At 69.7% G+C, this 15,331-nt stretch carries 18 protein-coding genes; 3 read left to right on the top strand and 15 right to left on the bottom strand.

Translation table 11 applies throughout. The features are described from left to right. Nucleotides 1-40: 40 nt before the first annotated feature. The 6 genes from ACWIDW_RS11985 to infC form a co-directional block, all read right to left on the bottom strand. Entirely contained in the window at nt 41-946 is a 906-nt protein-coding gene (locus ACWIDW_RS11985; protein ID WP_454125542.1) for a glutamate ABC transporter substrate-binding protein, read from the bottom strand. Nucleotides 947-986: 40 nt separating this feature from the next. After that, entirely contained in the window at nt 987-1,736 is a 750-nt protein-coding gene (locus ACWIDW_RS11980; protein ID WP_454125541.1) for an amino acid ABC transporter ATP-binding protein, read from the bottom strand. A 100-nt stretch (nt 1,737-1,836) separates the two neighbouring features. Then, complete coding sequence (locus ACWIDW_RS11975) at nt 1,837-2,643, bottom strand: TrmH family RNA methyltransferase (RefSeq protein ID WP_454125540.1); 807 nt, start codon at nt 2,641-2,643, stop codon at nt 1,837-1,839. 75 nt (nt 2,644-2,718) lie between these two features. Beyond that, nucleotides 2,719-3,105 (bottom strand): 50S ribosomal protein L20, encoded by a 387-nt coding sequence (gene rplT / locus ACWIDW_RS11970; protein ID WP_313356549.1) that lies wholly within the window; start codon nt 3,103-3,105, stop codon nt 2,719-2,721. Nucleotides 3,106-3,141: 36 nt separating this feature from the next. Continuing rightward, nucleotides 3,142-3,339 carry a 50S ribosomal protein L35 gene (rpmI, locus tag ACWIDW_RS11965; RefSeq protein WP_087133207.1) on the bottom strand — a complete coding sequence of 66 codons (198 nt, stop codon included), beginning with the start codon at nt 3,337-3,339 and terminating at the stop codon, nt 3,142-3,144. 73 nt (nt 3,340-3,412) lie between these two features. Next, nucleotides 3,413-4,030 carry a translation initiation factor IF-3 gene (gene infC, locus ACWIDW_RS11960; protein ID WP_454125564.1) on the bottom strand — a complete coding sequence of 206 codons (618 nt, stop codon included), beginning with the start codon at nt 4,028-4,030 and terminating at the stop codon, nt 3,413-3,415. Between the two features lie 250 nt (nt 4,031-4,280). Between infC and ACWIDW_RS11955 the strand changes: the two genes are divergently transcribed. Continuing rightward, nucleotides 4,281-4,661 (top strand): DUF1844 domain-containing protein, encoded by a 381-nt coding sequence (locus ACWIDW_RS11955; RefSeq protein WP_396654441.1) that lies wholly within the window; start codon nt 4,281-4,283, stop codon nt 4,659-4,661. Here ACWIDW_RS11955 and ACWIDW_RS11950 read toward each other — a convergent pair. Genes ACWIDW_RS11950 through priA form a run of 3 tightly spaced genes read right to left on the bottom strand, consistent with a single transcriptional unit; the run spans nt 4,654 to nt 6,666 of the window. Further along, nucleotides 4,654-5,061 carry a hypothetical protein gene (locus tag ACWIDW_RS11950; RefSeq protein WP_454125539.1) on the bottom strand — a complete coding sequence of 136 codons (408 nt, stop codon included), beginning with the start codon at nt 5,059-5,061 and terminating at the stop codon, nt 4,654-4,656. The two genes, ACWIDW_RS11955 and ACWIDW_RS11950, sit on opposite strands and share 8 nt — an antisense overlap. A gap of 59 nt (nt 5,062-5,120) precedes the next feature. Then, a complete protein-coding gene (locus ACWIDW_RS11945) occupies nt 5,121-5,936 on the bottom strand; it encodes an SseB family protein (protein ID WP_454125538.1) in 816 nt (271 codons plus the stop codon). Next, nucleotides 5,920-6,666: a bifunctional 1-(5-phosphoribosyl)-5-((5-phosphoribosylamino)methylideneamino)imidazole-4-carboxamide isomerase/phosphoribosylanthranilate isomerase PriA gene (priA, locus tag ACWIDW_RS11940; RefSeq protein WP_454125537.1), complete on the bottom strand. Its 747-nt coding sequence runs from the start codon at nt 6,664-6,666 to the stop codon at nt 5,920-5,922. The genes ACWIDW_RS11945 and priA overlap by 17 nt, the downstream gene beginning before the upstream one ends. A 197-nt stretch (nt 6,667-6,863) precedes the next feature. Between priA and ACWIDW_RS11935 the strand changes: the two genes are divergently transcribed. After that, a complete protein-coding gene (locus ACWIDW_RS11935; RefSeq protein WP_454125536.1) occupies nt 6,864-8,207 on the top strand; it encodes a MinD/ParA family ATP-binding protein in 1,344 nt (447 codons plus the stop codon). A gap of 51 nt (nt 8,208-8,258) precedes the next feature. Here ACWIDW_RS11935 and hisH read toward each other — a convergent pair whose 3' ends face one another. From hisH to ACWIDW_RS11915, 4 genes are read right to left on the bottom strand one after another with little or no spacing between them, the layout of a single operon-like run. After that, nucleotides 8,259-8,891, bottom strand: coding sequence for an imidazole glycerol phosphate synthase subunit HisH (gene hisH, locus ACWIDW_RS11930; RefSeq protein WP_454125535.1), 633 nt, complete (start codon nt 8,889-8,891; stop codon nt 8,259-8,261). Next, nucleotides 8,888-9,490, bottom strand: coding sequence for an imidazoleglycerol-phosphate dehydratase HisB (gene hisB / locus ACWIDW_RS11925; RefSeq protein WP_454125534.1), 603 nt, complete (start codon nt 9,488-9,490; stop codon nt 8,888-8,890). The genes hisH and hisB overlap by 4 nt, the downstream gene beginning before the upstream one ends. Continuing rightward, nucleotides 9,487-10,578: a histidinol-phosphate transaminase gene (locus ACWIDW_RS11920; protein ID WP_454125533.1), complete on the bottom strand. Its 1,092-nt coding sequence runs from the start codon at nt 10,576-10,578 to the stop codon at nt 9,487-9,489. Before ACWIDW_RS11920 ends, hisB begins: the two co-directional genes overlap by 4 nt. A gap of 45 nt (nt 10,579-10,623) precedes the next feature. Continuing rightward, entirely contained in the window at nt 10,624-11,001 is a 378-nt protein-coding gene (locus ACWIDW_RS11915) for a LysM peptidoglycan-binding domain-containing protein (RefSeq protein WP_454125532.1), read from the bottom strand. A 305-nt stretch (nt 11,002-11,306) separates the two neighbouring features. On the opposite strand from ACWIDW_RS11915, the gene lexA reads away from it, so the two are divergent. Next, nucleotides 11,307-11,993 (top strand): transcriptional repressor LexA, encoded by a 687-nt coding sequence (lexA, locus tag ACWIDW_RS11910; protein WP_454125531.1) that lies wholly within the window; start codon nt 11,307-11,309, stop codon nt 11,991-11,993. Nucleotides 11,994-12,066: 73 nt separating this feature from the next. Here lexA and metE read toward each other — a convergent pair whose 3' ends face one another. Both metE and ACWIDW_RS11900 read right to left on the bottom strand, forming a co-directional pair. After that, nucleotides 12,067-14,379 (bottom strand): 5-methyltetrahydropteroyltriglutamate--homocysteine S-methyltransferase, encoded by a 2,313-nt coding sequence (gene metE, locus ACWIDW_RS11905; RefSeq protein WP_454125530.1) that lies wholly within the window; start codon nt 14,377-14,379, stop codon nt 12,067-12,069. Continuing rightward, entirely contained in the window at nt 14,376-15,326 is a 951-nt protein-coding gene (locus ACWIDW_RS11900; RefSeq protein WP_454125529.1) for a methylenetetrahydrofolate reductase, read from the bottom strand. Before ACWIDW_RS11900 ends, metE begins: the two co-directional genes overlap by 4 nt. Nucleotides 15,327-15,331: the final 5 nt, after the last annotated feature.

Genomic DNA, 15,331 nt, shown 5'->3' with positions numbered 1-15,331 from the left:
TTCGGGGCGGCCCTGCGTTCAGGGCCGCCCCGAAGGGTGATCAGTACGCGTCGACCTCAGGCTGCTCGACCTTGATCCCCGAGTCGCCGAGGTTCTTGTCGAAGATGGCCTGCCAGATGTCGTTGTTGTCGGTGAACAGGTCGTTGATGTGCTTGCGCAGCACGTCATCGCCCTTGGCGACACCGACGCCGTAGCGCTCCTCGGTGAACAGTCCGCCGGTGACCTTGACCTCGTCCGGGTACTGGGCGGCGTAGCCGATCAGGATCGCCTGGTCGGTGGTCACCGCGTCGACCTTGCCGTCGATCAGGTCCTGCACGCAGGCGGAGTACAGGTCGTACTCCTGCGTCTTGATCTCGGGGAAGTTCGCCTTGATGTTCTGGATCGGGGTGGAGCCGGTCGCCGAGCAGACGGTCTTGCCGTTGAAGTCCTCGAGCTTGTCGGCTTCCGGTGCGTCCTTCGCGACAAGCAGGCCCTGGCCGGTGATGAAGTAGGGACCGGCGAAGTCGATCTGCTCCTTGCGCTTGTCGTTGATCGAATAGGTGCCGACGTAGTAGTCGATGTCGCCGTTGACGATGGCCTGCTCGCGGTTCGCGGACGCGATCGGCTTGAACTCGATCTTGTCCTCGCCGTAGCCGAGCGAGGCCGCGATCCAGCGCGCGATGTCGACGTCGAAGCCGGTGCGCTCACCGGTCGTCGCGTCGAGGTAGCCGAGACCGGGCTGGTCCTCCTTGACGCCGATGGTGACCTTGCCGGCCTTCTCGATCTTGTCGAACGTGGGGCTGCCGTCGAGCTTGACGTCCTTCGCGACCTCGAACAGCGGCTTGTCGCCGCCGTCGCCGGCGTCGGTGCCGCCCGGGTTGCTGGGGCTGCCGCTGTTGCAGCCGGTGAGGGCCAGCAGCGCCGCCGTGGCGATTCCGATCCCTGCGAGAGCTCGTGTGCGTCGCATATGCGTCTCCTTCTGTGCTGTGGTTGCGTATCGATGCGGGTCAGTGGGTGAGGAGCTTGGAGAGGAAGTCCTTCGCGCGGTTGCTCTTCGGGTTCGTGAAGAACTCCTCGGGCGCCGCCTCTTCGACGATCTGCCCGTCGGCCATGAAGACCACGCGGTTGGCTGCCTTGCGGGCGAAGCCCATCTCGTGCGTGACCACGATCATGGTCATGCCGTCCTTGGCGAGGCCCACCATGACGTCGAGGACCTCGTTGATCATCTCGGGGTCGAGGGCGCTGGTCGGCTCGTCGAAGAGCATCACCTTCGGGTGCATGGCGAGGGCGCGCGCGATCGCGACGCGCTGCTGCTGGCCGCCGGACAGCTGAGCGGGAAGCTTGGATGCCTGCTGCGCGACGCCGACGCGCTCGAGCAGCGCCATGGCCTCCTTCTCGGCCTCGGCCTTGGTCTTGCCGAGCACCTTCATCGGGCCGAGGGTGACGTTCTCGAGGATGGTGAGGTGCGCGAAGAGGTTGAACGACTGGAAGACCATGCCGACCTCGGCACGCAGCTTCGCGAGGCCCTTGCCCTCGGCGGGAAGCGTCTTGCCGTCGATCCGGATCTCGCCGCTCGTGATCGTCTCGAGACGGTTGATCGTGCGACACAGAGTGGACTTGCCCGACCCGGACGGACCGATGACCACGACCACCTCGCCCCGGTCGACCGTCAGATCGACGTCCTTGAGGGCGTGGAAATCGCCGTAGTGCTTCTGGACGTTCTCGACAACCACGAGGGCGTCATTGCGCTCTGCCATGAGCTACAGACTAGGCCAGAGCAGGGGCCCGCCGTGGCCACCCCGCGCGGGTTTACCGATTCGTGATCGGTGCCGGTCCCGGTCGGATGCCGGCGGCTGCTCAGTCGGTCGCGCGCTGCGCGAACGCCGACTCGTACAGGCAGACGCTCGCGGCGGTGGCGAGGTTGAGGGATTCGGCCCGGCCGAAGATCGGCAGGCGCAGCGCTCGATCTGCCTGCGACAGCGCGTCGTCGTCGAGTCCGCGTGCCTCGTTGCCGAACAGCCAGGCGGTGGGCTGCGCGAGCAGGCCGTCGGCGCGAGCGGCGAGCAGGTCGTCGCCCTTCACGTCTGCGGCCACGACGTTCATCCCCGCAGCGTGCGCCCGACGGATCACATCGTCGAGGTCTCCCCCGACCGAGACCGGCAGATGGAACAGCGAGCCGGTCGTCGAGCGCACGACCTTCGGGTTGTACGGGTCGACGGTGCGGCCGGTGAGCACCACGGCATCCGCCCCTGCTGCATCCGCGGCGCGGATGATGGTGCCGAGATTGCCCGGGTCACGCACCTCCTCGCAGATCGCGATGAGCTTCGGCCCGGCGGCGAAGATGTCCTTGACCGAGGTCGGGGTCTGGCGTGTGACGGCGACAAGACCCTGCGGGGTCACGGTGTCGGCCATGGCGGCGAGCACCCCCTCGGTGACGTACTCGACCTCGACGTCGTGCTCATCGGCGAGAGCGCGCACGTCGGCGTGCTTCTCCCACGCGGTGGGGGTCGCGAACAGCTCCACGATCGCGTCGGGCAGGTACTGCAGCACTTCGCGCACCGACTGCGGACCCTCAAGCAGGAACATCCCCGTCTCGACCCTGGCGCTGCGCTTGGTCAGCTTGGCGACAGCACGGACGCGGGGAGAGCGGGGGTTCTCGAGCACGAGCCCAGTCTATCGGGGCCGGAAACACCGAAACGGGCGCCTCCCCAGGGGAGACGCCCGTTCAGATCACTCGGATCAGGCAGCGGCCTTCGGCGCGTTGACGTCAGAAGGCAGAGCCTTCTTGGCGACCTCGACGAGGGCGGTGAACGCACCGGCGTCGGTCACGGCCAGGTCGGCCAGCATGCGGCGGTCGACCTGCACACCCGCGAGGCCGAGGCCCTGGATGAAGCGGTTGTACGTGATGCCGTTCTGGCGGGCAGCGGCGTTGATGCGCTGGATCCACAGACGACGGAAGTCGCCCTTGCGCTTGCGACGGTCGCGGTACGCGTAGACGAGCGAGTGGGTGACCTGCTCCTTCGCCTTGCGGTACAGGCGCGAACGCTGGCCACGGTAACCGGACGCGCGCTCGAGGATGACGCGACGCTTCTTGTGCGCGTTGACTGCGCGCTTGACTCTTGCCATTTTCGTGTGTTCCTATTCCTACGTTCAGTCCGGCGATCAGCCGCGACCGAGAAGCTTGTTCGCGACCTTGGTGTCGGCCTTGGAGAGGACCTGGTCCTGGTTGAGGCGACGGGTGCGCCGGCTCGACTTGTGCTCGAGGTTGTGGCGCATGCCGGCCTGCTGCTTCTTCAGCTTTCCGCTGCCGGTGATCTTGAAGCGCTTCTTCGCACCCGAGTGGGTCTTCTGCTTCGGCATCTTCTCTTCCTTCGTGTGGCGCCCTGGCGGGCGACGGTGGGTACCCGCTCGGAAGCGGGAGCATGGGGGCGGCTTACGCCGCGGGCTCGTCAGACGGGTCGGAGTCCGTGCTGCTCTTGGCCTCGCGCGCGGCCTGCTTGTTCGCGGTGCGGACCGCGTTCTGCTCTGCCTTCGCCTCGGACTTGTTCTTCAGCGGAGCCACGACCATGACCATGTTGCGGCCGTCGATCGTGGGGTTCGACTCGACGGTGCCGAACTCGGCGACATCCTCGGCGAACTTGCGCAGCAGACGCACGCCCTGCTCGGGACGCGACTGCTCGCGGCCGCGGAACAGGATCATCGCCTTGACCTTGTCACCGGCCTTCAGGAAGCCCTCGGCGCGCTTGAGCTTGGTCGTGTAGTCGTGAGCCTCGATCTTCAGGCGGAAGCGCACCTCTTTGAGGATGGTGTTCGCCTGGTTGCGGCGTGCTTCCTTGGCCTTCTGCGCAGCCTCGTACTTGAACTTGCCGTAGTCCATGATCTTGACCACGGGCGGCTTGGAGTTGGGGGCCACCTCGACGAGATCGAGGTCCGCCTCCTGGGCAAGACGCAGCGCTGCCTCGATGCGGACAACGCCGATCTGCTCACCCGCGGGACCGACGAGGCGGACCTCGGGGACGCGGATGCGCTCATTGGTACGGGGATCGCTGATGCGGAGCTCCTAAGACGTGGATTCTCGGCCACCGGGATGCGGGTCGCATCTCGGGCGAAATCGGAGTTCTCCCCACCCGCCGACGTGATCAGACACACCGGCTTGTGACACCCTTTCCACCGGAACCGGCGGGGTGCTGAACCCGGTAGCCTGGAACGGCAAGCGCGGGTGGGATAAGAATCCTCTTTCGTATCGGAGCATGACACTCCGAAGCCCGCAGAAGTCTACCAGAAAGCATCCCGAAGTGACGATTCCTGCCGAGCACCACGATGACCGCCACGATCGCTGGGAGCAGCAGGAGCAGGCCGCGGCCTCTGCGACACGCGACATCGCCGATGTGCCCGCCGTCGAGGTGATCACCACGACGGCCGTGCACCTGATGAGCGCCGCGGCCGTGAAGGTGGGCCTGGCCGACTCCCCCGAGCAGCAGACCGACCTCGACGAGGCGCGCAAGCTGATCAACGCCCTCGCCGGCCTCATCACGGCGGGAGCTCCCGAGATCAGCGACATGCACGCTCGCTCGCTGCGTGACGGTCTGCGCTCGCTTCAGCTGGCCTTCCGCGAGGCGTCGGTGATCCCCGACCCGATCGGCAAGGGTCCCGGCGAGAAGTGGACCGGTCCGGTCAACTGACCAGCACGATCGGGTCGGCGGTCGACGGACCGCCGCAGCGCTCGGTGGAATGAGTCCAGTCGACTCGGTGCTCGGTTTCCTGCAGCAGCGCGCCGGTGGCATCCGTCACGCGGATGATGACGTCGTCAGGCGTCTCGATCCCGATGAACGAGAACGCCCACATCTGGCCGTCCTCGCTCGCACCGATGACGAGATCGACGGATTCGCCTTCCCCCGGAGCCGCAGAGCACACGACATCCGCACAGAGCTGCACCCAGGTCGCCTCCGGGATCGCGGTGGCATCCACCTGAAGGCTGGTGATGTAGCCGATCGCCGGGCACGCCTCGAGGATCGGCGGCACGCAGGAGGTCGTGAGGATGCCGGTCAGCATCAGCCCGGTGACCGCGATCAGTCTGCGCATGCCCCGACCATATCCGGAGCGCGCCATGCAACGCCGGTCGCGTATGCCTGCAGGCCGGGTCAGCCGGCGGAGCGGGTCAGCTTCACGGTCAGCGAGTCCACCAGCACGGCCATCCGGTCGTCGGCTGCCCAACGCTGCGCGAGCCGCGCGAGCACGGCATCCAGCGTCTCGCGTTCCAGGCCGTCGACGAGCTCGAGGGTGACGATGAGCTCAGGGCCGCGCATCCGGGCATCCGGATCGCCAGGGGCGACCGACACGTCGATCACCGCCAGCTCGTGCGCGATGCTCTCGCGCAGCGCGGTGAAGACCTCGGGCGAGAGGTGGCTGGGCTCCCAGCGCTGCGCCTGGGCGATCGCCCAGACCGCCGGGCGACGGATGACGAACTCGGTCTCGGATGCCGGGTCGAGCACGATCAGGTCGGTCTGCTCGCTCGACGCCGACAGCGCCACGCGGATCGCCTCGACGGGGATCGGCCGGGCGGTCGGATCCCACCGGCGCATCGTGTCGACGGAGGAGAAGACGGGCTGCACGCGACGGCCGTCGGGGGCGGCGACGGTGACGATCGAGAGCTCCTGCGTCTTGTCGACCTTCAGGCCGGTCACCTCTGAGATGGCTTCCTGAGCCTGCCCTTGAGCGCCCACCTCGGCGATCAGCGGGACGAGCACACGCGCGGCGCGGAACGCGTCGACGACCTCGACCTGCGAGCCCTCCCCGCTGCGGAAGCGCAGCAGCGCGGCCAGCAGGGCGGGATCGGCCGAGCCGTCGTCCGCGGCGTGGGGGTTCGCCTGGAAGCTGCGACCCTCCCACGGCACACCGGCGGAGTCGCCGGTGTTGCCGTGCCCGTGGTCGCAGGAGTCGTCAGTCGCCGGCGACATCCAGCGCCTCGGCGAGGGTGAACTGGCCGGCGTAGAGCGCCTTGCCGACGATCGCGCCCTCGACGCCCAGCGGCACGAGCTCGCGCAGCGCCGCGATGTCGTCGAGAGTCGCGACGCCGCCGGACGCGATCACGGGCTTCGGCGTGCGCGAGGTGATCTCGCGCAGCAGGTCGAGGTTCGGGCCGCGCAGCGTGCCGTCCTTCGTGACGTCGGTGACGACGTAGCGGCTGCAGCCGGCCTCTTCGAGACGCTCGAGCACCTCCCAGATGTCGCCGCCTTCCTTCGTCCAGCCGCGGGCGGCGAGCGTCGTGCCGCGCACGTCGAGGCCGACGGCGATCGCCTCGCCGTAGCGGCTGATGACGTCGGCCGACCACTCCGGGTTCTCGAGGGCGGCGGTGCCGAGGTTGATGCGCGTCGCGCCCGCCTCGAGAGCGGCGTCGAGGCTCGCGTCGTCGCGGATGCCGCCCGAGAGCTCGATGTTCACGCCCCGGTACTGCTTGATGACCTTGCGCAGGATCGCGGTGTTGCTGCCGCGCCCGAAGGCCGCGTCGAGGTCGACGAGGTGGATCCACTGGGCGCCGGCATCGACGAACTCGCCTGCGGCGTCGACGGGGTCGCCGTAGTTCGTCTCGGTGCCCGCCTCGCCCTGCGTCAGGCGCACCGCCTTGCCGCCGGCCACATCGACCGCGGGCAGCAGGATCAGCGAGGGGGACTGTGCGAAGTCGTTCATGTCGTCCTTCGAAAGGGGTGGAGGCGGCCCGAGCGGGCACGAGAGATCAGAGTAGCCGTGCACGGAGGCCGTCTCAAATGACGTGACGCCCGGGGCCACGGGCCACCGGGGATCTCGCAGGCCCCCGACGGTACGATCGGATGCGCACGAGCGGGGCATCCTCGCCCGTGCGCCATCGACACGGAGGGACGTGAGGCATGACCGACGCGTACAAAGGCAGCGGCGCAGGTCCGTTGCGCCGGCGGACGGGCGCGACGCGCCGGTCATCGGCCGAGTCGGAGCCGCTGGTCTCGGAAGTGCCCCTGACGCCGTCCGACGGGCCCGTCGACGCGCCCCGGTATCACCGCGCGTCCAGCGCTCCGGAGCCGGCATCCTCGGTAGCTCCTGCAGCCCCGGCAGCCCCGGCAGCCCCCGCTGCTCCGGCAGTCCCGGCTCCGGCATCCGCCCCGGCTGCTCCGGCAGTCCCGGCTCCGGCATCCGCCCCTCCCGCCCCGGCTGCTCCGGCATCCGCCCCCGCTGCCGAATCCGTGCCCGCAGCCCCGGCTCCGGCACCCGCTCGGGCGTCGGCATCCCCGTCCGTCGCGACCCCGGCATCCCCGGCGCCCGGATCGCGACGTGAACAGCGCGAGCGGCCGTCGTTCCTGCAGCACGAGCCCCACGAGGAGCCGGCCAAGACGGGCGCCCGCGGCATGCTGAACCGCATCGGATTCTCGCTCGCCCCCGGCGCAGCGGAGCGGGCAGTGCGCGACGACGAGCTGCTCGTCAGCCAGCACTGGCCCGGTCCGCGCACGATCGCCGTGGTGAACGGCAAGGGCGGCGCGGGCAAGACCCCTTCGACTGTTCTGCTCTCGGCCGTCTTCGCGCGCTTCGGGGGCGCGGGAGTGCTCGCCTGGGACAACAACCAGACCCGTGGCACCCTGGGCTGGCGCACCGACACCGGCCCGCATGACCACACGCTGTTCGAGCTGCTCCCCGAGACCGATCGTCTGCTGGGCGCGGGAGCCCAGTCGGCCGACCTCGCCCGCTACGTGCACCATCAGGCGCGCGAGAAATACGACGTGCTGCGCTCCAAACCCATCCGGCTCGCGCAGGAGAACCGTCTGCGCTCGGAGGACATCGACGCGATCCACGCCGTGGCGACGAAGTACTACCGTCTGATCATCATCGACTCCGGCAACGACGAGTCCGACCCGATGTGGCTGCGCATGATCGACCATGCCGATCAGATCGTCGTGGCGACCACGACTCGCGACGACCACGCCGAGGCGGGTGCTCTGCTGCTCGAGGCGCTCGAGGACCGCGACGAGCGATCGGCACGGCTCGCCCGGCAATCGGTGGTCGTCGTCACTCAGGCCGACCCGAAGGCCACTGCGGCCGATGTCGACCAGGTGGTGACCGGTTACCGCGACCTGGCACGAGAGGTGGTCGCGATTCCGTTCGACCACGAGATGGTCGACGGACACCTGCGGCTCGGAGCCCTGGCGCCGGCGACGCAGACCGCCTGGCTGGCTGCGGGGGCAGCCGTCGCGCGCGGACTCTGACCACGGCACGGAGCGTCCCTCGGTGCGCTCGTCACGCCCGCCGCGGTGGGATCAGAGCGATTCGATCCAGTTGCGCAGCAGCCGGATGCCCGCTTCCCCCGACTTCTCGGGGTGGAACTGCGTCGCCGAGAGCGGACCGTTCTCGACCGCCGCGATGAAGCGCTCACCGTGGGTCGCCCACGTCACGGCCGGCTGCGGGAACGGCGCGATGACGTCGAGCTCCCACGCCGTGGCCGCGTACGAGTGCACGAAGTAGAAGCGCTCGTCCTCGATGCCGCGGAACAGCACGCTGCCCTCCCCCGGCTCGACCGTGTTCCAGCCCATGTGCGGCAGCACCGGGGCATCCAGCTCGGCGACCGTGCCCGGCCACTCCCCCAGCCCGTCGGCGGGCTGGCCCCGCTCGACGCCGCGCTCGAACATCACCTGCATGCCGACGCAGATGCCGAGCACCGGGCGTCCGCCGGCCAGGCGCCGGTCGATGATCTCGTCACCGCCGTGTGCGACCAGCGCGTCGCGAACGGCCGCGAACGCGCCCACGCCGGGCACGAGCAGTCCGTCCGCCTCGAGGGCACGACTGCGGTCGCGGGTGAGTTCGACCTCGGCGCCCGCCGCGGCCAGAGCCTTCACGGCGGAGTGCACGTTGCCGGACTCGTAGTCGAAGACGACCACGCGCCGCTCGGTCACAGTGCACCCTTCGTCGAGGGGACGCCCTCGACGAGCGGGTCGAGCGCCTTGGCCTGACGGAACGCGCGGGCGAACGCCTTGAACTCGGCCTCGGCGATGTGGTGCGGGTCGCGGCCCCCGAGGAGGCGCACGTGCACGGTCAGGCCGGCGTTGAGGGTGATCGCCTCGAACACGTGGCGCACCAGCGATCCGGTGAAGTGACCGCCGATGAGGTGGAACTCGAATCCGGCGGGCTCTCCGTCGTGCACGAGGAACGGGCGGCCCGAGATGTCGACCACGGCCTGAGCGAGAGCCTCGTCGAGGGGCACCAGCGCATCGCCGTAGCGGGAGATGCCGGCCTTGTCGCCGAGTGCCTCGCGGATCGCCTGGCCGAGCACGATCGAGATGTCCTCGACCGTGTGGTGCGCATCGATGTGCGTGTCGCCCGTGGCGCGCACCGTGAGGTCGGTGAGCGAGTGCTTCGCGAACGCCGTCAGCATGTGGTCGAAGAACGGAACACTCGTGTCGATGTCGCTGCGTCCCGTGCCGTCGAGGTCGACGACGACCTCGACGGTCGACTCGGAGGTGCTGCGGGTCCGGCGGGCGGTGCGGGTGGTCATGCGGGCGATCCAATCGACGCGAGGGCTTCCAGGAATGCGGTGGTCTCGGCTTCGGTGCCGGCAGAGACACGGAGGTGATGCGGGATCCCGACGTCGCGGATGAGCACTCCGCGGTCGTACAGCGCTCGCCAGAGAGCCTGCGGGTCCTCGACTCCGCCGAACAGCACGAAGTTCGACCACGAGGCGTGCGGCCGGTACCCGAGGGCCTCGAGGGTGGCCGAGATCCGGTCACGCTGCTCGACGATCTCGTCGACCATCTGCAGCATGGTCGACGAGTTGCGCAGCGCCGCGACGGCGGCGGCCTGAGTCAGAGCACTGAGGTGGTAGGGAAGGCGCACGAGCCGCAGCGCGTCGATGAACGCCGGGTCGGCGGCCAGATAGCCGACCCGGGCGCCGGCGAATGCGAAGGCCTTGCTCATCGTGCGCGAGACCGCGAGCCGCGGCCGGCCGGCCAGCAGGCTCAGCGCCGAGGGCGCGTCGTGCGGAGCGAACTCCTGATAGGCCTCATCGACGATCACGATGCCGCGCGCCGCCTCGTACACGGACTCGATGACGTCGAGTCCCAGCGGCGTGCCGGTGGGGTTGTTCGGGGTGCAGAGGATGACGACGTCGGGGTCGGCCCCGGCGACCTGCCGCGCGGCGTCATCGGGGTCGAGCGTGAAGTCGTCGTGCCGGGTGCCCGCGATCCACTGCGCGCCCGTGCCCTGCGTGATCAGCGGGTACATCGAGTAGGTGGGCGCGAACCCGAACGCCGTCCGGCCGGGGCCGGCGAATGCCTGCATGATGTGCTGCAGCACCTCGTTCGAGCCGTTTCCCGCCCAGATCTGCTCGGCTGTCAGTCCGTGACCGAGATACGCGGCGAACGCCTCTCGCAGCGGCGTGAACTCGCGATCGGGGTAGCGGTTGACGTCTCGCAGCGCGAGGGCGATGTCGTCGAGGATGTCACTGGCGACCTCGTCGGGAACCGGATGCGTGTTCTCGTTGACGTTCAGAGCGACCGGAAGCGGCGCCTGCGGGGCACCGTACGGCGTGAGCCCGCGCAGGTCGGCGCGGAGGGGCAGCTCATCGAGGGATGTCACATGCTCCATCGTAGGCGGCGCATCGCGCGCGCCGCCGCGCATGACGGCGCGCACTCACCCGGAATAGGCCGTCGGGATCGCGATCGAGGTGCCCACCTGGATCATGCCGGTGGTGAGGTCGTTGAGACGCTTGATGTCGTCGATGACGTCGCGCGGATCGGAGGTGGGCGCGGCCTCGGCGGCGATCGACCAGAGCGTGTCACCGGGCAGCACCGTCACGGTCTCGAAGGCGACCGGCTCGCTCTCACCGGAAGCGACCGCCGAGCCCCCGGCCAGCAGAGAGACGGCGATGCCGGCGATGACCGGTGCGGCTGCGAGGGCGGCGAGCAGACGGCGACCGCGCGCGGTGAGGCGCAGCCGGGTCGAGACAGAACGCCCTGCAGCGGCCGTGACCGTAGAGGTCTCGGGGGCCTGGATGCTGGTGGTGCTCATGTGATGCTCCTCTTCGCTCTCCCCCGCCCATCGGGCGGAAGTGGTGCAGCTTTCGCATCCGGCATCCGGCCGGGGATGCCGGATGCGAAGCTACGTTCCGAACCTATCTTCGATATCGAACATCTGTCAAGAATTCTTCGAATACCGTGCCACCACTTCTGCGACACGCTCGAACAGATCTTCCGTTTTCCGAGCGAACTCGGATACGGTTTCGATGAAGTCAGCCCACCATGGGCCACCGACATTCGAACCGGATCCCCGCGACGACGCGGATCCGCACCGTGTGAGGGCATGAAGGAGCAGCCATGAGCGACACCCCCGAGACCGCAGCCGAGGCTCCCCGCACGCGGCGCCGCAAGAGCCTGAGCCCCAAGCAGATGGCGATCCTCGAGGTCATCCAGACCTCGATCGCCCGGCACGGCTACCCGCCGAGCATGCGTGAGATCGGCGACGCGGTGGGGCTGAAGTCGCTCTCGAGCGTCACTCACCAGCTCGGGCAGCTCGAGCTGAGCGGCTACCTGCGCCGCGACCCGGGCAAGACCCGCGCGATGGAGGTGCTGATCGACCTTCCCGGCAGCGGCACCGAGAACCCGGCGGACACCGCCCCGTCCGTGGGGGACGCCGCGCTGGTGCCCCTCGTCGGGCAGATCGCCGCGGGAGTGCCGATCACGGCCGACCAGCAGGTGGAGGAGATCTTCCCGCTGCCGAGGCAGCTGGTCGGCAAGGGCGATCTGTTCATGCTGAAGGTCAACGGTGAGTCGATGATCGACGCGGCGATCTGCGACGGCGACTGGGTCGTCGTGCGCACGCAGAACGATGCCGAGAACGGCGAGATCGTCGCCGCCATGATCGACGGCGAGGCGACGGTGAAGACCTTCCGCCGGCGCGACGGGCACACCTGGCTGCTGCCCCGCAACTCGGCGTTCGAGCCCATCCTCGGCGACGAGGCGGTCGTGCTCGGCAAGGTCGTCGCGGTGCTCCGCTCGGTCTGATCGCGCCGCCGCGACCAGGAGAGGCGCCCCTTCCCGGTCGGGAAGGGGCGCCTCTCTTCGTGCTGGTGGTGCCTCAGACGGTGACCGCGACGTCCTCACGGACGCGACGGGTGGCCTCGACGATGTTGCGCAGCGACTCGACGGTCTCCTCGTAGGCGCGGGTCTTCAGACCGCAGTCGGGGTTCACCCACAGCTGCCGCAGCGGCAGCTCGTCGACGGCGCGACGCAGCAGCGCCTCGATCTCCTCGACGCTGGGCACCCGCGGTGAGTGGATGTCGTACACGCCGGGGCCGACCCCGTGATCGAAGCCGAAGCGCGCGATGTCGGCGACGACCGCCATCCGGCTGCGCGCGGCCTCGATCGAGGTCACATCGGCGTCGAGGGCGCGGATCGCATCGATCACCACGCCGAACTCCGAGTAGCAGAGGTGCGTGTGGATCTGCGTGGCCGCAGCGGCACCGCCGGTCGCGAGGCGGAACGAGCGCACCGACCAGTCGAGGTAGTCGGCCTGATCCGCAGCCTTCAGCGGCAGCAGCTCGCGCAGCGCCGGCTCGTCGACCTGGATGATCGCGATGCCCGCCGCCTCGAGGTCGGTGATCTCCTCGCGCAGCGCGAGGGCGACCTGGTCGGCGGTCTCAGCGAGCGGCTGGTCGTCGCGCACGAACGACCACGCGAGGATCGTCACGGGGCCGGTGAGCATGCCCTTGACCGGCTTCGCGCTGAGCGACTGGGCGTACGCGGCCCACGAGACGGTGATCGGCGCGGGGCGCGACACGTCTCCCCAGAGGATCGAGGGCCGGGTGGCGCGCGAGCCGTAGGACTGCACCCAGCCGTGCTGGGTGACGGCGAATCCGTCGAGGTGCTCGGCGAAGTACTGCACCATGTCGTTGCGCTCGGGCTCACCGTGCACGAGCACGTCGAGGCCGAGCTCCTCCTGCAGGGCGACGACCTGGTCGATCTCGCGACGCAGGAAGTCGTCGTAGTCGTCAGCGGGCAGCTCGCCGCGCAGGAACTGGGCGCGGGCCCGGCGGATGTCGCCGGTCTGCGGGAACGAGCCGATCGTCGTCAGGGGCAGCGCGGGCAGGTTCAGCGCCTGCTGCGCGCTCTCGCGCTCGGCGTACGACACGCGTGAGTACTCCGCCTCGGCGACCTCGCGGGCGCGCACGGCACCGTCGCGCACGCCGGGCGCGTCGTGCCTGTCGGCGAGGGCGGCGGATGCCGCGTCGAGAGCGTCGGCGATGGCATCCCGGCCCTGGCCCAGACCCTGCGCGAGGGTGACGACCTGGCCGACCTTCTGGTCGGCGAAGGCGAGCCACGAGACCAGACGCGGATCGAGGGCCGTCTCGTCGTCGACGTCGTGCGGCACGTGCAGCAGCGAGGTGGAGGTGGATGCCGACACCGCGGCCGCGCCGAGAGCGCGCAGCGACTCGAGCTTCGCGAAGGCCGCGTCGAGGTCGCCGCGCCAGATGTTGTGTCCGTCGACCACGCCACCGACGAGGGTCTTCCCGTCGAGCGCGGGCAGCGCGGCGGGCACCTCGCCGCGGACGAGGTCGATGCCGATCGCCTCGACGGGGGCGGCGGCCAGCACGTCGAGCGTCGCGCCGAGCGCGGCGTACGGGGCTGCCACGAAGATCTGCGGGCGTGCGCTCGCGCCGCCGAGCACCGCGAGGGCGCGGGCTGCGGCATCCGCCAGAGTCGCGGTGTCGACTGGCAGCGACTCGCTGACCAGCGCCGGCTCGTCGAGCTGCACCCACTCAGCGCCCGCGGCCTTCAGCTTCGCGAGCAGCGCGGCATAGACCGGCAGCAGGTCATCGAGGCGGCTGAGCGGCTCGAAGCCCTCCGGTGCGTCATCCGACGCCTTCGCCAGGGCGAGCAGGGTGACCGGTCCGACGATCACCGGACGGGTGACGTACCCGGCGGCCGCGGCCTCGGCGACCTGCTGCACGAGGTGCTCGCTGGCGAGCGAGAAGGTCGTCTCGGGGCCGATCTCGGGCACGAGGTAGTGGTAGTTCGAGTCGAACCACTTGGTCATCTCGAGCGGTGCGCGCTCGCCCTCGCCGCGGGCGACGGTGAAGTACGCATCCAGTCCGATGGTGCCGTCGGCGTCGCGCAGATCGTCGAAGCGGGTCGGGATGGCACCGACGGTGACCGCGGCGTCGAGCACCTGGTCGTAGAACGAGAACGACTCGGGGATCGACGAGTCATCGCGGCCGAGGCCGAGCTCGGCGAGACGGACGCGCGTCGTCGCACGCAGCTCGGCGGCGGTGCGCTCGAGCTCGGCCTGGTCGGAGCGGCCGGCCCAGAATGCCTCGACGGCCTTCTTCAGCTCGCGACGGCGGCCGATGCGCGGGTAGCCGAGGATCGTCCCTGCGGGGAAAGCGGTCATGAGATTCCTTTCGATGCTGCGGAGAGCTGGCGCGCGGGGATGACCCCGGCGGACTGGAGGACGTCGAGCACGGTCTCGTGCTGGTTGAACGCGTACAGGTGCACACCGGGCGCCCCGCCGTCGACCACGGCGCGGATGAGGTCGGCGGCCCAGCGGATGCCGATCCGGCGACGCCCCTCGGTGGTCGGCTCGACCTCGAGCTCGATGGCGAGCTCGCTCGGCAGCTCCTCACCGGTCAGCTCGAGCACCCGCGCCAGGCGCGCGGGCGAGGTGATCGGCATGATGCCCGGGAGGATCGGGATCGTCACGCCGGCGCGGCGCGCACGCTCGACGAACGCGAGGTAGTGATCGGGGTGGAAGAAGAGCTGCGTGATCGCGACGGTCGCCCCGGCGGCCTGCTTCGCGAGCAGCGCGTCGACGTGCTGGCTGCTGTACGCCGAGCGCGGGTGGCCGTTGGGGAAGGCGGCGACGGCGATGTTCACCTTGCGGCGCGGTGCGACCCGCACGGCCCCCGGATTGCCGCGCACCGGTGACTCCTCGTACGGCGCTCGCTCGGCCTGCACACGGTCGATCAGCTGCACGAGCTGCGCCGAGCTCTCGAGGTCGCCGAGGAACGCGTCGTCTTCGCTCTGGCCCGCCGGCGGGTCGCCGCGCAGCGCGAGGAAGCTCAGCACACCGGCATCCAGGAACTCGCGGATAAGACGGGCGGCGCCCGCGTAGGTGTTGCCCACACAGGTGAGATGCGCGAGAGGTTCGGTGTCGGTGTGCGTGCGGATGTATCGCAGCACGTCGAGTGAGCGGCCGCCGGTCGATCCTCCCGCGCCGTAGGTGACCGAGATGAACTCCGGCCCCGCCTCGGCGAGGCGGTCGATCGTGTCGTGCAGGGCGCGCGTGCTCTCGGCGGTGCGCGGCGGGTACAGCTCGAAGGAGAACGGGATGCTGCTCATGGCGA

Source organism: Microbacterium sp. NPDC055312, assembly GCF_053645675.1.
Note: the sequence above shows the minus strand (reverse complement) of the source record. Positions and strands in the feature narration are given on the sequence as shown.